At 74.6% G+C, this 19,755-nt stretch carries 19 protein-coding genes; 10 read left to right on the top strand and 9 right to left on the bottom strand.

All coding sequences use genetic code 11. The features are described 5' to 3' along the window. Positions 1–8: 8 nt before the first annotated feature. From J4G33_RS08695 to deoC, 8 genes are all read left to right on the top strand, one after another. Positions 9–1,325, top strand: coding sequence for an ABC transporter permease (locus J4G33_RS08695; RefSeq protein ID WP_208055650.1), 1,317 nt, complete (start codon positions 9–11; stop codon positions 1,323–1,325). Beyond that, positions 1,322–2,611, top strand: a complete 1,290-nt coding sequence (locus J4G33_RS08690) for an ABC transporter permease (RefSeq protein WP_208055528.1) — start codon at positions 1,322–1,324, stop codon at positions 2,609–2,611. The genes J4G33_RS08695 and J4G33_RS08690 overlap by 4 nt, the downstream gene beginning before the upstream one ends. A 12-nt stretch (positions 2,612–2,623) precedes the next feature. Then, positions 2,624–3,034: a cytidine deaminase gene (locus J4G33_RS08685; protein ID WP_208055527.1), complete on the top strand. Its 411-nt coding sequence runs from the start codon at positions 2,624–2,626 to the stop codon at positions 3,032–3,034. A gap of 10 nt (positions 3,035–3,044) precedes the next feature. Next, complete coding sequence (locus tag J4G33_RS08680; protein WP_208055526.1) at positions 3,045–4,352, top strand: thymidine phosphorylase; 1,308 nt, start codon at positions 3,045–3,047, stop codon at positions 4,350–4,352. A gap of 6 nt (positions 4,353–4,358) precedes the next feature. Continuing rightward, entirely contained in the window at positions 4,359–5,252 is an 894-nt protein-coding gene (locus tag J4G33_RS08675) for a hypothetical protein (RefSeq protein WP_208055525.1), read from the top strand. A 67-nt stretch (positions 5,253–5,319) separates the two neighbouring features. Beyond that, on the top strand, positions 5,320–5,541 hold the full coding sequence (locus J4G33_RS08670) for a hypothetical protein (RefSeq protein ID WP_208055524.1): 222 nt from the start codon (positions 5,320–5,322) through the stop codon (positions 5,539–5,541). 77 nt (positions 5,542–5,618) lie between these two features. Next, a complete protein-coding gene (locus J4G33_RS08665; protein ID WP_208055523.1) occupies positions 5,619–6,749 on the top strand; it encodes an adenosine deaminase in 1,131 nt (376 codons plus the stop codon). After that, positions 6,746–7,450 carry a deoxyribose-phosphate aldolase gene (gene deoC / locus J4G33_RS08660; RefSeq protein WP_208055522.1) on the top strand — a complete coding sequence of 235 codons (705 nt, stop codon included), beginning with the start codon at positions 6,746–6,748 and terminating at the stop codon, positions 7,448–7,450. The genes J4G33_RS08665 and deoC overlap by 4 nt, the downstream gene beginning before the upstream one ends. 70 nt (positions 7,451–7,520) lie before the next feature. On the opposite strand, the gene J4G33_RS08655 is transcribed toward deoC, so the two are convergent. Further along, a complete protein-coding gene (locus J4G33_RS08655) occupies positions 7,521–8,303 on the bottom strand; it encodes a LysR substrate-binding domain-containing protein (protein ID WP_208055521.1) in 783 nt (260 codons plus the stop codon). Between the two features lie 163 nt (positions 8,304–8,466). Here J4G33_RS08655 and J4G33_RS08650 point away from each other — a divergent pair, with 163 nt between their 5' ends. Continuing rightward, positions 8,467–8,841: a DUF5997 family protein gene (locus J4G33_RS08650; RefSeq protein WP_208055649.1), complete on the top strand. Its 375-nt coding sequence runs from the start codon at positions 8,467–8,469 to the stop codon at positions 8,839–8,841. A 55-nt stretch (positions 8,842–8,896) separates the two neighbouring features. Here J4G33_RS08650 and J4G33_RS08645 read toward each other — a convergent pair whose 3' ends face one another. Beyond that, a complete protein-coding gene (locus tag J4G33_RS08645; RefSeq protein WP_208055648.1) occupies positions 8,897–10,714 on the bottom strand; it encodes a phospho-sugar mutase in 1,818 nt (605 codons plus the stop codon). A 14-nt stretch (positions 10,715–10,728) separates the two neighbouring features. Next, the gene (locus J4G33_RS08640) at positions 10,729–11,574 is read right to left on the bottom strand and encodes a purine-nucleoside phosphorylase (RefSeq protein ID WP_208055520.1); all 846 of its coding nucleotides are present in this window, start codon (positions 11,572–11,574) and stop codon (positions 10,729–10,731) included. A gap of 58 nt (positions 11,575–11,632) precedes the next feature. On the opposite strand from J4G33_RS08640, the gene J4G33_RS08635 reads away from it, so the two are divergent. Then, positions 11,633–13,105, top strand: coding sequence for an NAD(P)H-quinone dehydrogenase (locus J4G33_RS08635; RefSeq protein WP_372435040.1), 1,473 nt, complete (start codon positions 11,633–11,635; stop codon positions 13,103–13,105). Between the two features lie 32 nt (positions 13,106–13,137). On the opposite strand, the gene J4G33_RS08630 is transcribed toward J4G33_RS08635, so the two are convergent. The 6 genes from J4G33_RS08630 to J4G33_RS08610 all read right to left on the bottom strand — a co-directional run bounded on the left by J4G33_RS08630 (position 13,138) and on the right by J4G33_RS08610 (position 19,713). Next, complete coding sequence (locus J4G33_RS08630; protein WP_208055518.1) at positions 13,138–13,623, bottom strand: NUDIX domain-containing protein; 486 nt, start codon at positions 13,621–13,623, stop codon at positions 13,138–13,140. 1 nt (position 13,624) lies between these two features. Further along, positions 13,625–15,424 carry an acetyl/propionyl/methylcrotonyl-CoA carboxylase subunit alpha gene (locus J4G33_RS08625; protein ID WP_208055517.1) on the bottom strand — a complete coding sequence of 600 codons (1,800 nt, stop codon included), beginning with the start codon at positions 15,422–15,424 and terminating at the stop codon, positions 13,625–13,627. Between the two features lie 142 nt (positions 15,425–15,566). Next, positions 15,567–16,241 carry a Maf family protein gene (locus J4G33_RS08620; RefSeq protein WP_208055516.1) on the bottom strand — a complete coding sequence of 225 codons (675 nt, stop codon included), beginning with the start codon at positions 16,239–16,241 and terminating at the stop codon, positions 15,567–15,569. Positions 16,242–16,296: 55 nt separating this feature from the next. After that, complete coding sequence (locus J4G33_RS08615; protein ID WP_208055515.1) at positions 16,297–17,721, bottom strand: dicarboxylate/amino acid:cation symporter; 1,425 nt, start codon at positions 17,719–17,721, stop codon at positions 16,297–16,299. Between the two features lie 68 nt (positions 17,722–17,789). Continuing rightward, positions 17,790–17,888: a putative leader peptide gene (locus J4G33_RS17925; RefSeq protein ID WP_372435039.1), complete on the bottom strand. Its 99-nt coding sequence runs from the start codon at positions 17,886–17,888 to the stop codon at positions 17,790–17,792. Positions 17,889–17,997: 109 nt separating this feature from the next. Further along, positions 17,998–19,713: a DUF885 domain-containing protein gene (locus tag J4G33_RS08610; protein ID WP_208055514.1), complete on the bottom strand. Its 1,716-nt coding sequence runs from the start codon at positions 19,711–19,713 to the stop codon at positions 17,998–18,000. Positions 19,714–19,755 lie beyond the last annotated feature (42 nt).

The raw sequence follows: 19,755 nt of genomic DNA, 5'->3' as shown, positions 1-19,755 counted from the left end.
GGGAGCCCATGCCGGGAGCGCCACGACCCGGAGCCGCGCGGGAGGGCACCGCCCAGACCTCGGCCGAGCAGGCGGCCCCGGCGCAGACGGGGTCCGGTCAGCCCGGGCATGTCGGACGGTCCGAGGAGGACCGCTCGGCGAACCTCGTCCACGAGATCCTCTCGAGCTCGTGGCTGCTGTCGCTGCTCGCCCTCGTCGTCGCCCTCGCGGTCGGCGGTGTGCTCATCGCGGCAGCCGACGAGCAGGTGCAGGAGGCCGCGGGCTACCTCTTCGCCCGGCCGACCGACTTCATCGGCGCCGCGTGGAGCGCAGTCTCCGAGGCCTACGTCGCCCTGTTCCACGGGGCCGTCTTCGACGGTCAGTCGGCGACCTTCACGCGGTCCATCCGCTCGGTCACCGAGACCCTCACGGTCTCGACCCCGCTGATCCTCGCGGGTCTCGGCGTGGCCCTCGCCTTCCGCGCGAGCCTGTTCAACATCGGCGCCCAGGGCCAGATCATCATGGGCGCGACCTTCGCGGCCTGGGTCGGCTTCACCTGGCACCTGCCGGTCGGCGTGCACGTGGTCGTCGCGGTCCTCGCGGGCATCCTCGGCGGCGCCCTCTGGGGGGCGATCCCGGGCTTCCTGCGGGCACGCACCGGCGCGCACGAGGTGATCGTCACGATCATGCTCAACTACATCGCCGTCTACCTGATCTCCTACCTGCTGATCACCCCCGCCTTCCAGCGCCCCGGCTCGTCCAACCCGGTCAGCCCGCTGCTCGACGACACGGCCCTGTACCCGCTGCTCCTCGGCTCGGGCTTCCGGCTGCACGCCGGGTTCCTCGTCGCCATCGCGGCCACGGCCTTCGTCTGGTGGCTGCTCAACCGCAGCACCGTCGGCTTCCGGTTCCGGGCGGTCGGGCTCAACCCGCACGCCGCACGGACCGCGGGGATCAAGGTCGAGTGGGCCTACGTCCTCGTCATGATCGTGGCCGGCGGCCTCGCGGGCCTCGCGGGCACGGCGCAGGTGATGGGCACCGAGAAGTACCTCACCGCGGGCATCGCGGCGAGCTTCGGCTTCGACGCGATCACGGTGGCCCTGCTCGGCCGTTCGCGCCCGATCGGGGTCTTCTTCGCCGGGCTCCTCTTCGGGGCCCTGCGGGCCGGCGGCGTGACCATGCAGGCACGCACCGGCACCCCCATCGACATCGTCCTGGTGGTCCAGTCGGTGATCGTCCTGCTCATCGCGGCACCGCCGCTGGTCCGGGCGATCTTCCGGCTACCCGCACCGAACAGCAGGCCCCGGTCCGCGCGCCCCGCGGCCGTCAAGGAGGCGCAGGCATGAGCACCGTCACCGCACCCACCCAAGGGGCTGCCAGCCAGGGCGCCGTCGGCGGGTCCACGCCAGGCTCCCGCAAGGCTCCCATCACCTACGCGGTCCTGGGCCTCTTCGCCCTCGTCGTCTTCGGCCTGCTCGGTCAGCCAGGCTCCTCGACCTTCAGCGTCTCGACCCGGACGGACCTCTTCCAGATCACGCCGATCGGGGTCCCCTCCCGTCTGACGGCGATCGTCCTGGCCCTCGTCTGCCTCGGCCTGGCGGCCTTCGCGGCGCTCCGGGCCAAGGAGGGGCGGCGCACCCCCGGCTGGGTCGCCGGCACCTTCGCCGCCGCCTTCGTCCTGGCGTTCCTGACCTGGGCGGTCGCAGGGGAGAGCATCCCCTTCACGGGCCTGCTCCAGGGCACGCTCTTCCTGGCGGTACCGCTCGTCTTCGGTGCGCTCTCGGGCGTGATGTGCGAGCGGGTGGGCGTCATCAACATCGCGATCGAGGGCCAGCTGCTGGCGGGGGCGTTCCTCGCCGCGGTCGCGGCTTCGCTCAGCGGGAACGTCTACGCGGGCCTGATCGCCGCCCCGATCGCCGGGGTGCTCGTGGCCCTGCTGCTCGCGGTCTTCACGATCACCTACGCGGTCAACCAGATCATCGTCGGCGTGGTGCTCAACGTGCTGGTGGTCGGAGTGACCGGCTTCCTGTACTCGACGGTCCTCACGGTCAACGCCTCGAGCTGGAACCAGCCCCCCGGCCTGCAGCGCATCGCGATCCCCCTGCTCTCCGAGATCCCCGTGCTCGGCCCGGTGCTCTTCCGGCAGAACCTCATCGTCTACCTGATGTATGCCGCGGTGATCGTCGCGAACATCGCCCTCTTCCGGTCCAAGTGGGGCCTGCGGGTCCGGGCCGTCGGGGAGCACCCGCGCGCTGCGGACACCGTCGGGATCAAGGTCAACGCGACACGGTTCAAGAACGTGCTGCTCGGTGGGGCCATCGCGGGCCTGGGTGGCGCCTTCTTCACGATCGGCGCCGGGCTGGCCTTCGGCAAGGAGATGACGGCGGGCAAGGGGTACATCGCCCTCGCCGCGATGATCTTCGGCAGGTGGAGCCCCAAGGGTGCCCTGGGGGCGGCGCTGCTCTTCGGCTTCGCCGAGCAGCTGCGCATCTCCCTCGGGATCGTCGGTACCGGGATCCCCAGCCAGTTCATGCTGATGACGCCCTACCTCGTGACCATCTTCGCCGTCGCCGGCCTGGTGGGTCGGGTACGCCCCCCGGCCGCGAACGGCACGCACTATGCCAAGTCCTGACGGGAGCACCTCATGACCGACCCTGCCGCCACGGTGGACTGGGACGCCCTGCGGGCCGCCGCCCGGGAGGCGATGAGCACGGCGTACGCGCCGTACTCCCGCTTCCCGGTCGGCGCCGCGGCCCTCGTCGACGACGGTCGGGTGGTCGTCGGGTGCAACGTGGAGAACGCCTCCTACGGGGTCGGCCTCTGCGCCGAGTGCAGCCTCATCGGCGCTCTGCACGGCTCGGGGGGCGGCCGCCTCGTCGCCTTCGCGTGCGTGGACGGCCACGGCAACGCCCTGATGCCCTGCGGCCGGTGCCGCCAGCTGCTGTGGGAGCACGGGGGCGCCGCGCTCCTGGTGGACACCGTGAGCGGCATCAAGCCCATGACCGAGGTCCTGCCGGACGCCTTCGGCCCGGACGACCTGCTTGAACGAGCCTGAGAGGCCCCTCATGACCAGCACGACCCCCGAGCTCTTCGACGCCGTCGACGTGATCCACGCCAAGCGGGACCGCGCCCGGCTCACCGACGGCCAGATCGACTGGGTGATCGACGCCTACACCCGCGGCGTGGTCGCCGACGAGCAGATGGCCTCCCTCGCCATGGCGATCCTCCTCAACGGGATGGACCGCGCGGAGATCTCCCGCTGGACCAGCGCGATGATCGCCTCGGGCGAGCGGATGGACTTCTCGGGGCTGAGCCGGCCGACCGCCGACAAGCACTCGACGGGTGGCGTGGGGGACAAGATCACCCTGCCCCTGGCCCCGCTCGTCGCGGCCTGCGGCGTGGCGGTGCCCCAGCTCTCGGGCCGAGGGCTCGGCCACACCGGGGGCACCCTCGACAAGCTCGAGGCGATCCCCGGCTGGCGCGCGGCCCTGAGCAACGAGGAGATGATGCGCCAGCTCGAGGACGTCGGCGCGGTCATCTGCCAGGCGGGCTCGGGGCTCGCCCCCGCCGACCGCAAGCTCTACGCGCTGCGTGACGTGACGGGGACGGTCGAGGCCATCCCGCTCATCGCGAGCTCGATCATGAGCAAGAAGATCGCCGAGGGCACCGACACCCTCGTCCTGGACGTCAAGGTCGGCTCGGGGGCGTTCATGAAGGACGTCGAGCAGGCCTCGGAGCTCGCCCGCACCATGGTCGCCCTGGGGGCCGACGCCGGGGTCCGGACCGTCGCGCTGCTCACCGACATGTCGACCCCCCTCGGGCTCACGGCCGGCAACGGCCTCGAGGTCCGCGAGTCGGTCGAGGTCCTCGCGGGGGGCGGACCGGCCGACGTCGTCGAGCTGACCCTCGCCCTGGCCCGCGAGATGCTCGCCGGCGCCGGACGGACCGACGTCGACCCGGCCGACGCGCTGCAGGACGGGCGGGCCATGGACGCCTGGCGCCGCATGATCGCGGCCCAGGGCGGAGACCCTGACGCCGCGCTGCCCACGGCCCGGGAGACCGAGCAGGTCCTGGCCCCGGCTGACGGCGTCATGGCCGAGCTCGACGCCCTCGCGGTGGGCGTCGCAGCCTGGCGACTGGGTGCCGGCCGTGCCCGCAAGGAGGACCAGGTGCAGGCCGGTGCCGGGGTCGAGATGCACGCCAAGCCCGGGGCGGTCGTGCGGGCCGGCCAGCCGATCATGACCCTGCACACCGACACCCCGGAGCGCTTCGAGCGGGCCCGCGAGGCGCTCGCCCACGCGGTGACCATCCTGCCCGAGGGATCGCGCGCCCCGGAGAGGCCCCTCATCATCGACCGCGTCGTCCCCGACTGAGGTCGCATGGGCTCGCCCGCCGCACGCCCCGCCCGGCCGGACCTGCCGGTCCTGACGGGGGCGCGGCGGCGGGCCCTGCTCCCCGCCGACCAGCGGGAGCAGGTCGACACGGCCGAGGAGCGCCTGCCGCCCGCCGCGCGAGGGCTGGTCCACCGCATGCTCGCTGCCGGGGCGTCGGTCGGGGCGGTCGAGGGGCTCGCCTCCGTGTGGTCGGGCCTCGGGCGGCAGACCCAGGCCGCGGTGCTCGACCCGCTGCGGATCGGCCCTGCCCTGCGTCAGCAGGACGGGACGACCTGCGGCTCGGCGGTCCTCACCATGCTCGCGGCCACCGGGGACCCTGCGCTCGCGCTGTGGCTCGCCAGCGGCACGCTGCTCGTCGAACCCGGAGGTCGACCGCACCTGCCCCCTGAGCTCGCGCGGGCCACCGCGGAGGAGCTGGACGGGCTCGCCCGCCGCACGGTCACCGCCCGGGCAGCCGCCCTGCACCGCGCCGCGCACCGGGCGACCACGACTGCTCGGCCCCCGACGCCGCCCTGGCCCCGACGGTGGGGCACCCCGCCCTGGGGGGCCGCCGCGGTCGCGCGGTGGGTAGGCCTGCGGTTCGCCCACCGGCCCGTCACCGGCACGGGGTCGGTGGGTCTGCAGCAGGCTGCGCACGCCCTGGACGCCGGGGGCCCCGTCCTGCTCTACAGCGGGGGACGGTCGGCGGTGCGTGGCCCGGCCCCGGTGCTGCCGCGGCACGTCGTCCTCGTCCTGCCCGCGCCGCAGGGCCCCGTCGTCTGGGAGCCGGCGGGCGGGAGGACCTGCCCGGCGACCGGGGCGCGTCTCGTCGCGGACGCCCTCGGCAGCGCAGCCCTCGGCGGGTGGCGGCACAGCGCCTGGGTCGTCCTGCCCCGCTAGGCCCAGCGTTGGCGGGCCCGGTGCCGCGGCGTCACGATGGAGGCTCGAGCGAGTGAAGGGAGCCATCATGAGCACGACCCCCGGCGACAGCACCTGGGCCGACGCGGGCCTGGTCCCCCCGGAGAGCTCCGAGGTCCCCGACCCGAGCCGGACGACGGTCCCGGTCGAGCCTGAGCACCAGCCCGCCGCTCCCCGGCCCGACCTGCGCGGCGAGGCCGACGAGCCCGACGTCGTCGACCAGGCGCAGGTGCTGGCCGAGGACGACGCGGACGAGTACCCCGAGAGCTGACCGGGACGGGGCCGCGCTGCGGCGAGGGAGTCGCAGCGGGGCCCGGCCCCCGCCCGACGGGCAGTAGCGTGGTGCCCATGAGTCGTGCAGCAGCCCCGCCCACCGCCGAGGAGATCGCCGCACTGCCGAAGGTGGTCCTGCACGACCACCTCGACGGAGGGCTCCGCCCGGGCACGGTGCTCGAGCTGGCCGCAGAGATCGGCCATCCGCTCCCGGCTGCGGACGCCCCCGAGCTGGGCGCGTGGTTCGAGGCCACCGCGAGCGCAGGGTCCCTCGAGCGGTACCTGGAGACCTTCGCGCACACGGTGGCCGTGATGCAGACCGCGGAGAACCTCCGGCGCGTCGCCCGCGAGGCCGTGGTCGACCTGGCTGAGGACGGCGTGGTGTACGCCGAGCAGCGCTACGCACCCGAGCAGCACCTCGCTGGAGGTCTCAGCCTGCAGCAGGTGGTCGACGCGGTCGGCGCCGGCATCGACGAGGGAGTCGCGCTGGCCGCCGAGCAGGGGCGCAGCATCCGCGTCGGCCAGCTCCTCACCGCCATGCGGCACGCCGACCGCAGCCGGGAGGTCGCCGAGCTGGCGCTGGCCAACCGGGAGCGGGGGGTGGTCGGGTTCGACCTGGCCGGGGCGGAGTCGGGGCACCCGGCCGGGCGCCACGAGCGCGCCTTCCGGATGCTGCGCGCGGCGAGCTTCCCCGTGACCGTGCACGCCGGTGAGGCGGCGGGGGTCGAGTCGGTCGCCGACGCCCTGCACCTCGCCGGCGCCCTGCGCCTGGGGCACGGCGCGCGGCTCGTCGAGGACCTGACGCCGGGGGAGCCCACGGCCGAGGACCCGAGCGGGATCGCGGAGACCCGGCTGGGCCAGGTCGCGCACTGGGTGCGTGATCAGCAGGTGCCCCTCGAGCTCTGCCCGACCTCCAACCTCCAGACCGGCGTGGCCTCCTCGGTCGCCGATCACCCGATCACCCTGCTCGCGCACCTCGGCTTCGCGGTCACCGTCAACACGGACAACCGGCTGATGTCAGCCACCTCGATGACCCGGGAGATGACCCGCCTCGTCGAGGAGGCGGGCTGGTCCTTGGTCGACCTGCGTGACGCGACGCTCACAGCCGCCTGGAACGCCTTCATCCACCACGACGAGCGCGAGGCTCTCGTCGAGGACGTCCTCCTGCCCGCCTACACCACCTCGAACGGACGGCACCGCGCATGACCACCCCCACCCCCCTGGACCGTGCAGCGGTCGCCCGCATGGTCGACCACACCCTCCTCAAGCCCGAGACGACGCAGGCCGACGTCGAGGCCCTCGTGGCCGAGGCCCAGGCCCTGGGCGTCTACTCGATCTGCGTCTCGCCCTCGATGCTGCCGGTCGACGCGGGGCCGGTGCTCGTCGCGACGGTGTGCGGGTTCCCGTCGGGCAAGCACCACAGCGAGGTCAAGGCCGCCGAGGCTGCTCGCGCCGTCACCGACGGCGCGCACGAGGTGGACATGGTGATCGATCTGGGCGCGGCCCGGGCCGGGGACTTCGCCGCCGTCGAGCGCGACGTGGCCGCAGTCCGCGCCGCGGCACCCGCGCCCGTCGTGCTCAAGGTCATCATCGAGTCGGCGGCCCTCAGCGACGAGCAGATCGTGGGCACCTGCCGTGCCGCCGAGGCCGCGGGGGCGGACTTCGTCAAGACCTCGACCGGGTTCCACCCTGCCGGGGGCGCCTCGGCTCACGCCGTGCGGCTCATGGCCCAGACCGTGGGTGGGCGCCTCGGGGTCAAGGCCTCGGGAGGGGTCCGGACCGGGGCGGCGGCCCGCGAGATGATCGCCGCCGGTGCGACGCGCCTCGGCCTCTCGGGCACCGCAGCCGTGCTCGACGGGCTCGACGAGCCCGCCGTCGAGGACGGTGCCGCGACCTCGGGGTACTGACGACGACGGACCGTCCGCGGCCGCCCGTCCCGGGCCGCGGGTGTGGAGCGGTGCGTGCTCCGCTCCCGGGCTAGCGTGACCGGCGTCGGCCCGTGGTCCCGCCCGACCGGCCCGCACCGCCCCGGCGGGTCGTCGCGGCGCGTCTCCCTCGGCCGGCCGAGGCGCTGCCCCGACCCGTGGCCGGCGTGCTGGGGCCTTCGTCCGAGCTGGTGGGGCGGGGTCCGCGCGAGCTGTTCGCGGTGCGCCCGCGCACGATCCCCACGAAGGTCTCGACCTCCTCGGTGGTGCGGTCGGTGCACCAGGCGAGCTGCACCGTCGAGGTGGGGGCGTCCGCGACGGGCCGGGAGGCGAGGTCGCGCCGCTGGTGCAGGCGGGCGAGGGACTGCGGCACCACGAGGACCCCGACCCCCGCTGCGACGAGCTCGACGGCCTCGGCGGTGCTCGGCGGCGTCGGGAGCAGGCTCGGCTCGCCCGGTCCGTCCGTCCAGGCGAGCACGTCGTCCGCGGGGACCAGGCGCGTCTCCTCGGTGAGGTCCTGCGCGGTGACCTCCTCGGCCGCGGTCACGAGGTGGTCGCGGGGGACCACCACGACCGAGGTCTCGGTGTAGAGCGGGATCGCGCTGAGGTCCTCGGGGCGCTCGTGCAGCCGGACCAGGGCGGCGTCGGCCAGGCCCTCGCGCAGGGCCGTGAGCTGGTCGGCGACCTCGACGTGGACCAGCTCGACCGGGAGGTCGCTGCGCTCGCCCCAGGTCCGCAACCAGCGACCGGGGGTGGTGCCTGGCACCATCGCGAGCCGGAAGGCCGCGGGCGCTGGTGCCTGGGTCGTCCCGTCGCCGTCCTCCACCACGTCCATCCCCCTGTCCGGACCGTCCCGGTCCCGTCCGTGTCCCTCGCGTGACCCGAGCCGCGAGGATCTGAGGCGGGACCGGTGAGGCTGGGGCCAGGGTAGCCGCGCGGGCACCTATCCTGGGCGGGTGAGCGACAGCGCGCCCCGGCGGAACCGGAAGCCCCAGACCATGAAGCCCGCGACGGCGGCGGCCAAGCTCGGGGTCTACCTGCCCGCGACCCCTGAGGAGTTCCAGGCCGGCGTGATCAGCCGCGACGAGCTGGACGAGCTGCAGCAGAACCCTCCGGCCTGGTTGAGCGCCCTGCGCAAGGAGGGCCCTCACCCGCGCCAGGTCGTCGCGGCGCGGCTGCGGGTGTCGACGAGCGGGCTCGCCCGTGCCGGCATGACCGATCCGCTGACGACCGCCGAGCTCGACGCGCTCATGGCCGACCCGCCTGGATGGCTGCGGCGCGAGCGGGCGAGCTTCGCCGAGGTGCGTCGCGAGGAGCAGCGGCTCCGCGAGCGCTCCTCCGCCGACGAGGGCGAGGCGGCGCCGAGCTCCTAGCGGCGGCGCCGAGCTCCTCGCACCTCACCCCGCGCCGCGCGCCTCGGGCTGCCGCTCATCCCGCGAGCCCGAGGACTGCCGTGACGTCTGCGCGGACGGCGTCGAGCCGCTCCCGGGCCGTGCGCCGGGCCTCCCCGACCAGGTCGGACGGCTCGCCGTCCCGCCCGGTCGGGATCGGCACGATCACCTCGAGGTAGCACTTGACCTTGGGCTCGGTGCCGCTCGGCCGGATGATCACGCGGGTGCCGTCCTCGGCGACCAGGCGCAGCCCGTCGGTGGGCGGCAGGCCCTCGGGACCGTCGAGGCTCCCCAGGGACAGGTCGGTGGTCTCGACCACGGGGGACCCGGCGAGGGTCGCCGGGGGCTGCTCGCGGACCCGGGCCATGGTCGCGGGGATCTGCCCGAGGTCGGAGAACCGCGCCGAGACCTGGTCGGTGAGGTGCAGGCCGTGCTCTCGGGCGAGGTCGTCGAGGAGGTCGACCAGGGTGCGGCCCTCGGCGCGGACCCTCGCGGCGAGCTGGGCGAGCAGGAGGGCGGCGCTCAGGCCGTCCTTGTCGCGGACCTGGGCCGGGTCCACGCAGTACCCGAGGGCCTCCTCGTAGCCGAAGACCAGGCCCTCGACCCGGGAGATCCACTTGAACCCCGTGAGGGTCGCCCGGTGGGTCAGGCCGTGGGCCGCGGCGATCTTGCCGAGCAGGCGCGAGGAGACGATCGAGCTCGCGAGGACCCCTCCGTCGTGGGACGTGCCGGCGACCCGTCGGGCGACCTCCTCCCCGAGCAGGGCGCCGACCTCGTCCCCGTGCAGCATGCGCCACCCCTCGGCCCGTGCGTCCCCGGGGCCCGCGTGGGTCATGGTCCGTGCGTCCCGCAGCGCGACCGCGCACCGGTCCGCGTCGGGGTCGTTGGCGAGCACCACGTCGGCGTCGAGCTCGTGGGCCAGGGCGAGAGCCAGGTCGATCGCCCCGGGCTCCTCGGGGTTGGGGAAGGCCACGGTCGGGAAGGTCGGGTCGGGAACGGCCTGCTCGGGCACCACGTGCAGGTCGCTGAACCCTGCCCCCCGCAGCACGAGCTCGGCGACCCGTCCGCCGACCCCGTGCAGGGGGGTCAGGACCACCCGCAGCTCGCGGGGGGTCTCGGGCTCGGCCAGGGCGCCGACGGCGCCCAGGTACGCCTCGAGGATCTCCTCGCCGAGGACGGTCCACCCGCTCTCGGTGCGCGGCACGGAGGCCACCGAGGGGATCGCGGCGATGCGGGCGGCGATCTCGGCGTCGTAGGGCTGCACGATCTGGGCCCCCTGACCGCTGTCGGTCACGACCCGCCCGCCCAGGTAGACCTTGTAGCCGTTGTCCTGCGGCGGGTTGTGGCTCGCGGTGACCATGACGCCGGCGTCGGCCCCCAGGTGCCGCACGGCGAAGGCCAGCACGGGGGTGGGCAGCGGATCGGGCAGCAGCAGGGCGTGCCCCCCCGCGGCGGTCACGACGGCGGCGGTGTCCCGGGCGAAGACGTCGGAGTTGTGGCGTGCGTCGTACCCGATGACGACGCGCGGGCCGGCGACGTCGAAGCCGTGCTCGGGCGACCGTGGCGGCAGGGCGTCGGTGAGGTAGCGGACGAGCCCGGCCGCCGCCCGGATCACGACGGCTCTGTTCATCCGGTTCGGCCCGCCACCCAGGGCCCCGCGCAGACCCGCGGTGCCGAACTCGAGGGTGCCCCGGAAGCGGTCGGCGAGCTCGGCACGGGCCACGTCGCGCAGCGCGCGGTCCTCGGGGTCCTCGTCCTGCGCGACGGCGAGGAGCTCACGGAGGTGCTCCGCGGTCCGAGGGTCCGGGTCATCGGTGATCCACGCCTCGACGGTCGCGGTCAGGTCGGGGTCCATCAGGTCTGCCACGGTCAGATCCTCCCCGTGATGTCGGCGAGCAGTCGGCTGATCCGCGGCGCAGCCGCCTGACCGGCCTCGATCACCTCGGCGTGGGACAGCGGCACCGGACTGATGCCGGCCGCCTGGTTGGTCACCAGGGAGATGCCGAGCACCTCGAGCCCGACGTGCCGGGCCGCGATGGCCTCGATCGTCGTGGACATCCCGACCAGGTCCGCACCGAGGCGGCCGGCCATGGTGACCTCGGCCGGGGTCTCGTAGTGGGGGCCGCGGAACTGGGCGTAGACCCCCTCGGGGAGGCTGGGATCGACCTCACGGGCCACGTCCCGCAGGCGCTGGGCGTACAGGTCGGTGAGGTCCACGAAGGTCGCGCCCTCGAGGGGCGAGGTGGCCGTGAGGTTGAGGTGGTCGCGGATGAGCACCGGGGTGCCCGGTGCCCAGTCAGGATGCAGGCCGCCGCACCCGTTGGTCAGGACCACGCACCGGGCCCCGGCGGCGGCGGCCGTCCGCACGCCGTGGACGACGCGGCGCACGCCGAGGCCTTCGTAGAGGTGGGTGCGCGAGCCGAGGACGAGGGCGTGCCGGTCGGTCCCGGCGAGGCGGACGGACCGGGTCGTCGCGACGTGACCTGCCACCGCGGGCCGGCTGAAGCCGGGGATCTCGTGGCTCGGGATCTCGGCGACGGTCTCGCCGAGCAGCTCGGCGGCGGCGCCCCAGCCGGAGCCGAGCACCAGGGCGACGTCGTGCTGGGTCACCCCCGTCCGCTCGGCGATCGTCGCCGCGGCCTCGCGGGCCACCTCGAGGGGATCGGTGGTCGGGTCGTCGATCGCCGGGGTGCCGGCTCCTCCGTGAGCGCTCATGCCCCGAGGCTATCGGCCCCGCGGAGCACCGGCTGGCCACCCACGGCACAATGGCCGGGTGACTGCGACGACCCCTGGCCTGGCCGAGCCCCCCACCACCCCCGAGGTCCCGGACGGCAGGCGCTCCCCGCGGGTGGTGGTCGTCGGAGGCGGCCCCGGGGGCTACGAGGCCGCCCTGGTGGCGCGCCGTGCCGGTGCCGACGTCACCCTCGTCGAGCGTCAAGGGCTGGGCGGGGCCACGGTGCTGACCGACGTGGTGCCCTCCAAGACGCTGATCGCGACCGCTGAGTGGATGACCATCGCGGACCGCGCCCCCGAGCTCGGCATCCGCAGCCTGGGGCAGCACGCCGACAGCCCGGCGAGCGGGCACCAGGTGCTCCTCGACCAGGTCAACGAGCGGGTGGTGCGCCTGGCCCGCGCGCAGTCCGCAGACATCCGGACCCGTCTGGTCGACGAGGGGGTCGACGTCGTCGACGGCACAGGTCGCCTCGACGGGCCCCAGTGCGTGGTCATCACCCCGAGCGACGGGGAGGCCCCGGAGCGCCGCTGTGACGCCGACGTCGTGCTCCTGGCGACCGGCTCGACCCCGCGGACCCTGCCCGAGGCCGAGCCCGATGGCGAGCGCATCCTCACCTGGACCCAGCTCTACGGGCTCGACACGCTGCCCGAGCGCCTCATCGTCGTGGGCTCGGGGGTCACCGGGGCCGAGTTCGCCGGGGCCTACCGGTCCCTCGGCTCGGAGGTCGTGCTGATCTCCTCCCGGGACCGCGTGCTCCCGGGGGAGGACGCCGACGCCGCGCAGGTCATCGAGGACGTCTTCCGGGATCGCGGCATGGTGGTCAAGGGGCAGTCCCGTGCGGTGTCCGCCCGGCGCACCGCCACCGGGGTCGAGGTCACCCTCGAGGGCGGCGAGGTCGTGACCGGGTCGCACTGCCTCATGGCCGTGGGTTCGGTGCCGAGCACGCAGGGCATCGGACTGGTCGAGGCCGGGGTGCGGCTGACCGAGCGGGGCCACGTCGACGTCGACCGCGTCTCGCGGACGAGCGTGCGCGGTGTCTACGCGGCCGGGGACTGCACCGGGGTGCTGCCGCTGGCCTCGGTCGCGGCCATGCAGGGGCGCATCGCGATGGCGCACGCCCTGGGCGACGCCGTCGTGCCGCTGGACCTCGAGACGGTCGCGGCCAACATCTTCACCGCCCCCGAGATCGCCACGGTCGGTGCCTCCCAGGCCTCCCTCGAGGAGTCCGGGGTGCGGTACGTCTCGACCTCCCTCGCGCTGGCCCGGAACCCGCGCGCCAAGATGCTCGGGATCAAGGACGGGTTCGTCAAGATCTTCGCCCACGCCACCACGGGCATCGTGCTCGGCGGCGTGGTGGTCGCGCCGCGGGCCGGGGAGCTGATCTTCCCGCTGACCCTTGCGGTGAGCCACCGGCTGACCGCCGACGACGTCGCGCAGTCCTTCACGGTGTACCCGTCCCTCTCGGGCTCGATCGCGGAGGTCGCGCGGGTGCTGCACCAGCGCCGGGCGTAGCGGCGGGCCCGGGGCCTGAGCCCCGAGGCGGCTCAGTCGAGCAGCGCCCGCAGCGCCGGCCAGGCCTCGGCGAAGGCCGGGAGCAGCGGGCGCGTGGCGACCTCCTCGACGTCGACCCACCGGACCTCGAGGCTCTCGGGGTCTGTCGCGCGAGGGTTCTGCACGCCGGTGGCCCGTGCCACCACCGTCGTGTAGGCCCAGGTGCCGTGGTCCAGGACCCGGGTGGCCAGCACCTCGAGGGCCTCGGGGTCGACCCCGGCCTCCTCGGTCGCCTCGCGGACGGCCCCCTCGACGGCGGTCTCCCCTGGGGCCAGCGCGCCCCCGGGGATGCCCCAGGTGCCGCCGTGGTGGCTCCACGTCGCCCGGTGCTGCAGGACCACCTGCGCCCCCGCGGCGGTGCGGCGGTGCAGGAGCAGGCCCGCCGCACCGAGCAGGCCCCAGTGCTGCGCGCCGCAGGCGCAGTCGAGCCAGCCGTCGCCGGGCTGACGGTGCGTGCCCTGGCGCGGTGGCCCGCTCACCTCAGCCGACGATCTCGCAGATCGCGGTGCCGGCGCTGACGCTCGCCCCGACGCCGGCCGCGAGGCTCTGCACGGTGCCGGCGCGGTGCGCGACGAGGGGCTGCTCCATCTTCATCGCCTCGAGGACGACGACCAGGTCCCCCTCGGCGACCTCGGCGCCCTCGGCCACCGCGACCTTGACGATCGTGCCCTGCATGGGGGAGGCCAGGGTCGTGCCGTTGGCGCTCGCCGCGCTCCGGGTGCTGGTGCGCCGCGCCCGGGAGGACCGCGCGGGCGCAGGACGTCCGCGGCCGCCGCCCAGTCCGCCCAGGCCCGCGGGCAGCACGACCTCGATCCGCTTGCCGCCGACCTCGACCACGACGCGCTCGGTCACGGCCTCCTCGGCCGCCGGCTCCTCGGTGGCGCCCGCGGTGCCGGTGGTCCGGCCCAGGGCGGCGAGCTCCTCGGTGAAGGAGGTCTCGATCCAGCGGGTGTGCACGCTGAAGGGCTGGTCCGGGTCGGCCGGGGCGAAGGCCGGGGCGTCGAGCACCGCCCGGTGGAAGGGGACCACGGTGGGCAGCCCGACGATCTCGAGCTCGGCGAGCGCCCGGCGGGCACGTTCGATGGCCTGGGTGCGGGTGGCGCCGGTCACGACGAGCTTGGCGATCATCGAGTCGAAGGCCCCGGAGACCGTGTCCCCCTCGACCACCCCGCTGTCGACGCGCACGCCAGGGCCCGCCGGGAAGCGGAGCCTGCTGATCCGACCCGGGGCCGGGAGGAAGCCCGCGGCAGGGTCCTCGCCGTTGATCCGGAACTCGATCGAGTGACCACGCACCGTGGTGCTCTCGTAGCCGAGGGGCTCACCCGAGGCGATCCGCAGCTGCTCGCGCACCAGGTCGATCCCCGTGACCTCCTCGGTCACCGGGTGCTCGACCTGCAGGCGGGTGTTCACCTCGAGGAAGGAGACCGTGCCGTCGGCCGCGACCAGGAACTCGCAGGTCCCCGCCCCCACGTAGCCTGCCTCGCGCAGGATCGCGATCGAGGACTCGGTGAGCAGCTGCTCCTGCTCGGGAGTCAGGAACGGGGCAGGTGCCTCCTCGACGAGCTTCTGGTGGCGCCGCTGGAGCGAGCAGTCCCGGGTGGAGACCACGACGACGGTCCCGTGGGCGTCGGCGAGGCACTGCGTCTCGACGTGGCGCGGGGAGTCGAGGTAGCGCTCGACGAAGCACTCGCCCCGGCCGAAGGCCGCCACGGCCTCGCGGACGGCCGAGTCGTACATCTCGGTGATCTCGTCCGCCTCGCGGGCGACCTTGAGGCCGCGCCCTCCGCCGCCGAAGGCGGCCTTGATCGCGATGGGCAGGCCGTGCGTGGCCGCGAAGGCCTCGACCTCCTCGGCCCCGGTCACGGGATCCGGCGTGCCGGCCACGAGGGGCGCGCCCGCCCGCTGGGCGATGTGCCGCGCGCTCACCTTGTCGCCCAGGGCGTCGATCGCCGACGGCGGCGGTCCGATCCAGACCAGGCCGGCGTCGAGGACCGCCTGGGCGAACCCGGCGTTCTCGGCGAGGAAGCCGTACCCCGGGTGGACGGCGTCAGCGCCGCTGCGCCGGGCCACCTCGAGCAGCTTCGCCACGTCGAGGTAGGTCTCGGCAGCGCGGTTCCCGCCGAGCGCGAAGGCCTCGTCGGCCAGGCGTACGTGGAGGGACTCGCGGTCGGGGTCGGCGTAGACCGCGACGCTCGCGATGCGCGCGTCGGCGCACGCTCTGGCGATGCGGACGGCGATCTCGCCGCGGTTGGCGATGAGGACCTTGCGGATCTCGGGCACGGCTCACCGTAACGTCACCGGGCCCGGGGGATCACCCATGGCTCGGGGCGGTTCCCAGGTTTGGTCGAATCGGCAACGCGGGTGCGCTGCGCTTTGTCGAGTTCCCCAGCGCGGCCGGTCTCAGGAGCTCTCAGAGGGCTGGTCAGGGGGCTGGCGTTGTGCTGCGCCACAGGTCGGGCACCGTCAGGCCCACCTCGGCGAGCAGGCTGCGGAGCACCGGGAGGCTCAGTCCGACCACGTTGTGGTGGTCGCCGTCCACCCGGTCCACGAAGGGCCCGCCCAGGCCGTCGACCGTGAAGGCGCCGGCGACGGCGAGGGGCTCGCCGGTGGCCACGTAGGCGCGGACCTCCTCGTCGGTGAGGTCGGCGAAGTGCACGGTGGTCGAGGCCGTCGTGCCGATGGTCGCCCCCGTGCCCTGACCGCCCTCCTCCGTGCCGGGGCGCGTGTCGACCAGCCAGTGCCCGGTGTGCAGCACGCCGCTGCGGCCCCGCATGCGCTGCCAGCGGCTCACCGCGTCCGCGGCGTCGGTCGGCTTGCCCCACGGCTCGCCGTCGAGCTCGAGCAAGGAGTCGCAGCCGAGCACCAGGACGTCCTCGGGCAGCCCGAGCTCCTCGATGCGGGCTGTCACGGCCTGTGCCTTGGCCTGGGCGAGGACGAGCACGGCGTCGGCGACCTCGAGGGACCCGAACCGCCGGGCGGCCTCGGCCAGGACGAGGTCCTCGTCGACCCCGGAGACCTGGACGTGCGGGTCGATGCCGGCGCGGCGAAGGGTCTCGAGACGGGCCGGGGAGGCAGAGGCGAGCAGCAGGGAGGTCACCCGCGGCAGGCTAGCGCCCGGAGGACCTCCCCGCGTGCCCGGACCGGGCCTGACCTCAGCGGCCGGTCTGCGCCTCGGCGGTCGTCTCGTGCTCGGCCGGGGGCTCGTCCCCGGTCCTCTGGTGCACCTCGGCATCGTCCTCCTCGGCGAACGGGTCCGCGGCGTTGGACGCCGCGAAGGCGGCCTGGTCGAGGATGCCCTCGCGCTTGGCCACGACCGTCGGGACCAGCGTCTGCCCGGCGACGTTGACCGCGGTGCGCCCCATGTCGAGGATCGGGTCGATCGCGAGGAGCAGCCCGACCCCCTCGAGCGGGAGTCCCAGGGTCGACAGCGTCAGCGTGAGCATGACCAGCGCGCCGGTGAGCCCGGCGGTCGCGGCCGATCCGGCCACCGAGACGAAGGCGATGAGCAGGTAGTCCCAGACCGTGAGCTCGAGGCCGAAGAACTGGGCCACGAAGATCGCCGCGAGGGCCGGGTAGACCGCGGCGCAGCCGTCCATCTTGGTGGTCGCTCCGAAGGGCACCGCGAAGGAGGCGTACTCGCGGGGCACTCCCAGGTTCCGCACCGTGACCCGCTCGGTCACCGGCAGCGTGCCGAGGGAGGAGCGCGAGACGAAGCCCAGCTGGATGGCCGGCCAGGCACCGGCGAACCAGCGGATCGGGGACAGGCCGTTCGCCGTGAGGACCACGGGGTAGAGGACGAACAGCACGAGGGCCAGGCCCAGGTACATCGCGAGGGTGAAGGTCCCCAGCGGGGCGAGGGACTCCCAGCCGTAGGTGGCCACGGCGTTGCCCAGGAGGCCGAGGGTGCCGAGAGGGGCCAGGCGGATCAGCCACCACAGGACCTTCTGCACCACGGCGAGGACCGAGCGGTTGAAGGACAGGAAGGGCTCGGCGGCCGGACCGACCTTGAGGGCCGCGAAGCCCACGACGAGGGCGATCACGACGAGCTGGAGGGCGTTGAAGGTGAGCCCGGTCCCGGCGCCGGTGATCGTGCCGTCGTCGCCGGTCTGGAGGGTCGTGCTCGCGCTCAGGCCGAGGAAGTTCGCGGGCAGCAGGCCGGTGATGAAGTCGAGCCAGGAGCCGGTGCGGGCGGGAGGCGCCGCCGACTCGGGGGACAGGGTGGTGCTCAGGCCGGGGCGCAGCACCAGGCCCAGGGTGATGCCGATCGCGACCGAGGCCAGGGCGGTGATCCCGAACCAGAGCAGCGTGCGGCCCGCGAGCCGTGCCGCGTTGGTGACCTTCCCGAGGTTGGCGATCGAGGCGATGATCGCGGTGAGGATCAGCGGTGGGACCAGGGCACGCAGGAGCTGGACGAACGAGCTGCCGATGGTCTGGAGCGTGACGGTCAGCCCGTTGTCGGGCGCGTCAGGGACCTGGATCGCTCGGGCGAGCAGCCCGAGGCCGATGCCCAGGACGAGGGCGACGAGGATCTGCACGCCGAAGGAGGGCAGGCGCAGACGAGAGCGGGGCGAAGCCATGGTGGACCTTCCGGGGTCGTGTCGAGGGTGCGGGAAGGCCGTCGGGCGGGCTCGCGAGCGGGGGTCGCTCAGGCGGGCCGGACGGCCGGGGCACCCGGACACGACGCGCTCGCCTGACGTCGCAGATCGACGTGCAGGCGTGCGGAGAGGTTCCAGGGGTTGCGCATGGCGGAGTCATCCTACGTCCTGCGACGGGGTGGTCCGACCGGCCGGTCAGCCACCCCGTCGCTGGGCGAGGGCCGGCCGGTGGGCACGGTCCTCGGGCGCGCGCCAGGATCAGCGGGGCGCGCGCAGTGCCTCACGCAGCACGTCGAGACCGACCGAGCCCAGGCCCAGCGCGCGGGCGTGGAAGGCCTTGAGGTCGTGGGCCTCGCCGCGCGCCCTCGCGGCCTCGGCGGCCTCGTCGCGGGCGGTCTCCCACAGCCGCTGGCCGATCTTGTACGCGGGCGCCTGTCCCGGCCAGCCCAGGTAGCGGGTCAGCTCGAAGCGCAGGAAGGCCTCGGGCATGGCCACGTTCGCGACCAGGAACTCCCAGGCGGTGTCGTGGTCCCACGTGCCCCCGCCCCAGCGTTCGGGGCGCGGCAGCCCCAGGTGCACGCCGATGTCGAGCACCACGCGGGCCGCGCGCATGCGCTGGCCGTCGAGCATGCCGAGGCGGTCGCCGGCGTCGTCGAGGAAGCCCAGGTCCGCCATGAGCCGCTCGGCGTAGAGGGCCCAGCCCTCGCCGTGGCCCGAGACCCAGCAGGCGAGCCGGCGCCAGCGGTTGAGCCTGTCCCGCTCGTGGACCGCCTGGGCGATCTGCAGGTGATGCCCCGGGACCCCCTCGTGGTAGACGGTCGTCTTCTCGCGCCAGGTGGTGAAGCTCGTGACGTCGGCCGGCACCGACCACCACATCCGGCCTGGCCGGGAGAAGTCGTCCGAGGGGCCGGTGTAGTAGATCCCGCCGGTCTGGGTCGGGGCGATCCGGCACTCGAGGGCGTGCAGCGCCTCGGGGATGTCGAAGTGCACCCCGTCGAGGGCGTGCAGGGCGGCGTCGGAGGTGGACTGCATCCAGGCCTGCAGCGCCTCGGTGCTGTCCAGGACGCGGCTGGGGTCGGCGTCCAGGACCGCGATGGCCTGCTCGAGGCTCGCCCCGGGGCCGGCGACCTGGGCTGCGACGGCCTCCTGCTCGGCGATCACCCGGTCGAGCTCGGCCAGGCCCCAGGCGTAGGTCTCCTCGAGGTCGACCGTGGCCCCGAGGAAGTAGCGCGACCACAGGGAGTAGCGCTCGCGGCCCACGCCGTCGGCCTCGGGGGCCTGCGGGCGGAGCTCCTCGCGCAGGAAGGCTCCGAGGGTCGCGTAGGCCTCGCGGGCCGCGCCGGCCCCGGCGGCGAGCTCGTCGCGCAGGGTCTCGCCCTGGGCGGCCCCCTCGAGGGCCTGCTCGAGGGCGTCGCTCGTCACGAGCTCGGTGAAGAAGGACCCGGCCCCGGCGAGCTCCTCGCACTGGCGCACGCACTCGTCGACCTGACGCACGGCCGCGACCCGTCCGCGGGAGGCCGCGAGACGGAGCGACTCGACGACCCCCGCCACGGCCCCCGGCAGGGCGTGCAGGCGGGCCGCGACGTTCTCCCAGTGTCGAGGGGTCGAGGTGGGCATGAGGTCGAAGACGTCGCGGAGCTCCTGCACGGGGGAGGCGATGTTGTTGAGGGCGCCGAGCAGCTCGTCGGCCTCGTGCAGCTCGAGCTCGAGGCCCAGCCGCTCACGCATCGCGGCGAGGGTCACGCGGTCGACCTCGTCGACGGGGGTCTGCTCGTCGAGCTCGGCCAGCACCGCACGGGCCGCGTCGGCCTGGGCCTGCCAGCCCGCCGGGGAGAGGTCCACCATGAGGTGGTCGTAGCCGTCGAGGCCCATCGCGGTGGCCGCCAGGGGGTTGAGGCGGGCCGCGGTGGTGACGTAGGCGTCGGCGATCGCGTCGATCGCGCTGGGGGTGCGGGTGGGGCGCGCAGAGTTCATGGGCCTAGAGCCTAGGTGCAGCGGGAGGCCGACCCTCGGGGT

The organism is Actinotalea soli (assembly GCF_017565425.1).
Taxonomy (GTDB): Bacteria; Actinomycetota; Actinomycetes; order Actinomycetales; family Cellulomonadaceae; genus Actinotalea; species Actinotalea soli.
The sequence above is the reverse complement of the archived record's forward strand: the minus strand, read 5'-3'. Positions and strand labels throughout refer to the sequence as shown.

Coding starts and splice junctions, on each gene's coding strand:
- deoC (WP_208055522.1), top strand. CDS start 6,746: ATGACCACCCCCACCCCCCTGGACCGTGCAGCGGTCGCCCGCATGGTC.
- J4G33_RS08690 (WP_208055528.1), top strand. CDS start 1,322: ATGAGCACCGTCACCGCACCCACCCAAGGGGCTGCCAGCCAGGGCGCC.
- J4G33_RS08650 (WP_208055649.1), top strand. CDS start 8,467: ATGAAGCCCGCGACGGCGGCGGCCAAGCTCGGGGTCTACCTGCCCGCG.
- J4G33_RS08670 (WP_208055524.1), top strand. CDS start 5,320: ATGAGCACGACCCCCGGCGACAGCACCTGGGCCGACGCGGGCCTGGTC.
- J4G33_RS08665 (WP_208055523.1), top strand. CDS start 5,619: ATGAGTCGTGCAGCAGCCCCGCCCACCGCCGAGGAGATCGCCGCACTG.
- J4G33_RS08615 (WP_208055515.1), bottom strand. CDS start 17,721: ATGGCTTCGCCCCGCTCTCGTCTGCGCCTGCCCTCCTTCGGCGTGCAG.
- J4G33_RS08645 (WP_208055648.1), bottom strand. CDS start 10,714: ATGGACCCCGACCTGACCGCGACCGTCGAGGCGTGGATCACCGATGAC.
- J4G33_RS08640 (WP_208055520.1), bottom strand. CDS start 11,574: ATGAGCGCTCACGGAGGAGCCGGCACCCCGGCGATCGACGACCCGACC.
- J4G33_RS08685 (WP_208055527.1), top strand. CDS start 2,624: ATGACCGACCCTGCCGCCACGGTGGACTGGGACGCCCTGCGGGCCGCC.
- J4G33_RS08675 (WP_208055525.1), top strand. CDS start 4,359: ATGGGCTCGCCCGCCGCACGCCCCGCCCGGCCGGACCTGCCGGTCCTG.
- J4G33_RS08695 (WP_208055650.1), top strand. CDS start 9: ATGCCGGGAGCGCCACGACCCGGAGCCGCGCGGGAGGGCACCGCCCAG.
- J4G33_RS08680 (WP_208055526.1), top strand. CDS start 3,045: ATGACCAGCACGACCCCCGAGCTCTTCGACGCCGTCGACGTGATCCAC.
- J4G33_RS08610 (WP_208055514.1), bottom strand. CDS start 19,713: ATGAACTCTGCGCGCCCCACCCGCACCCCCAGCGCGATCGACGCGATC.
- J4G33_RS08655 (WP_208055521.1), bottom strand. CDS start 8,303: ATGGACGTGGTGGAGGACGGCGACGGGACGACCCAGGCACCAGCGCCC.
- J4G33_RS17925 (WP_372435039.1), bottom strand. CDS start 17,888: ATGCGCAACCCCTGGAACCTCTCCGCACGCCTGCACGTCGATCTGCGA.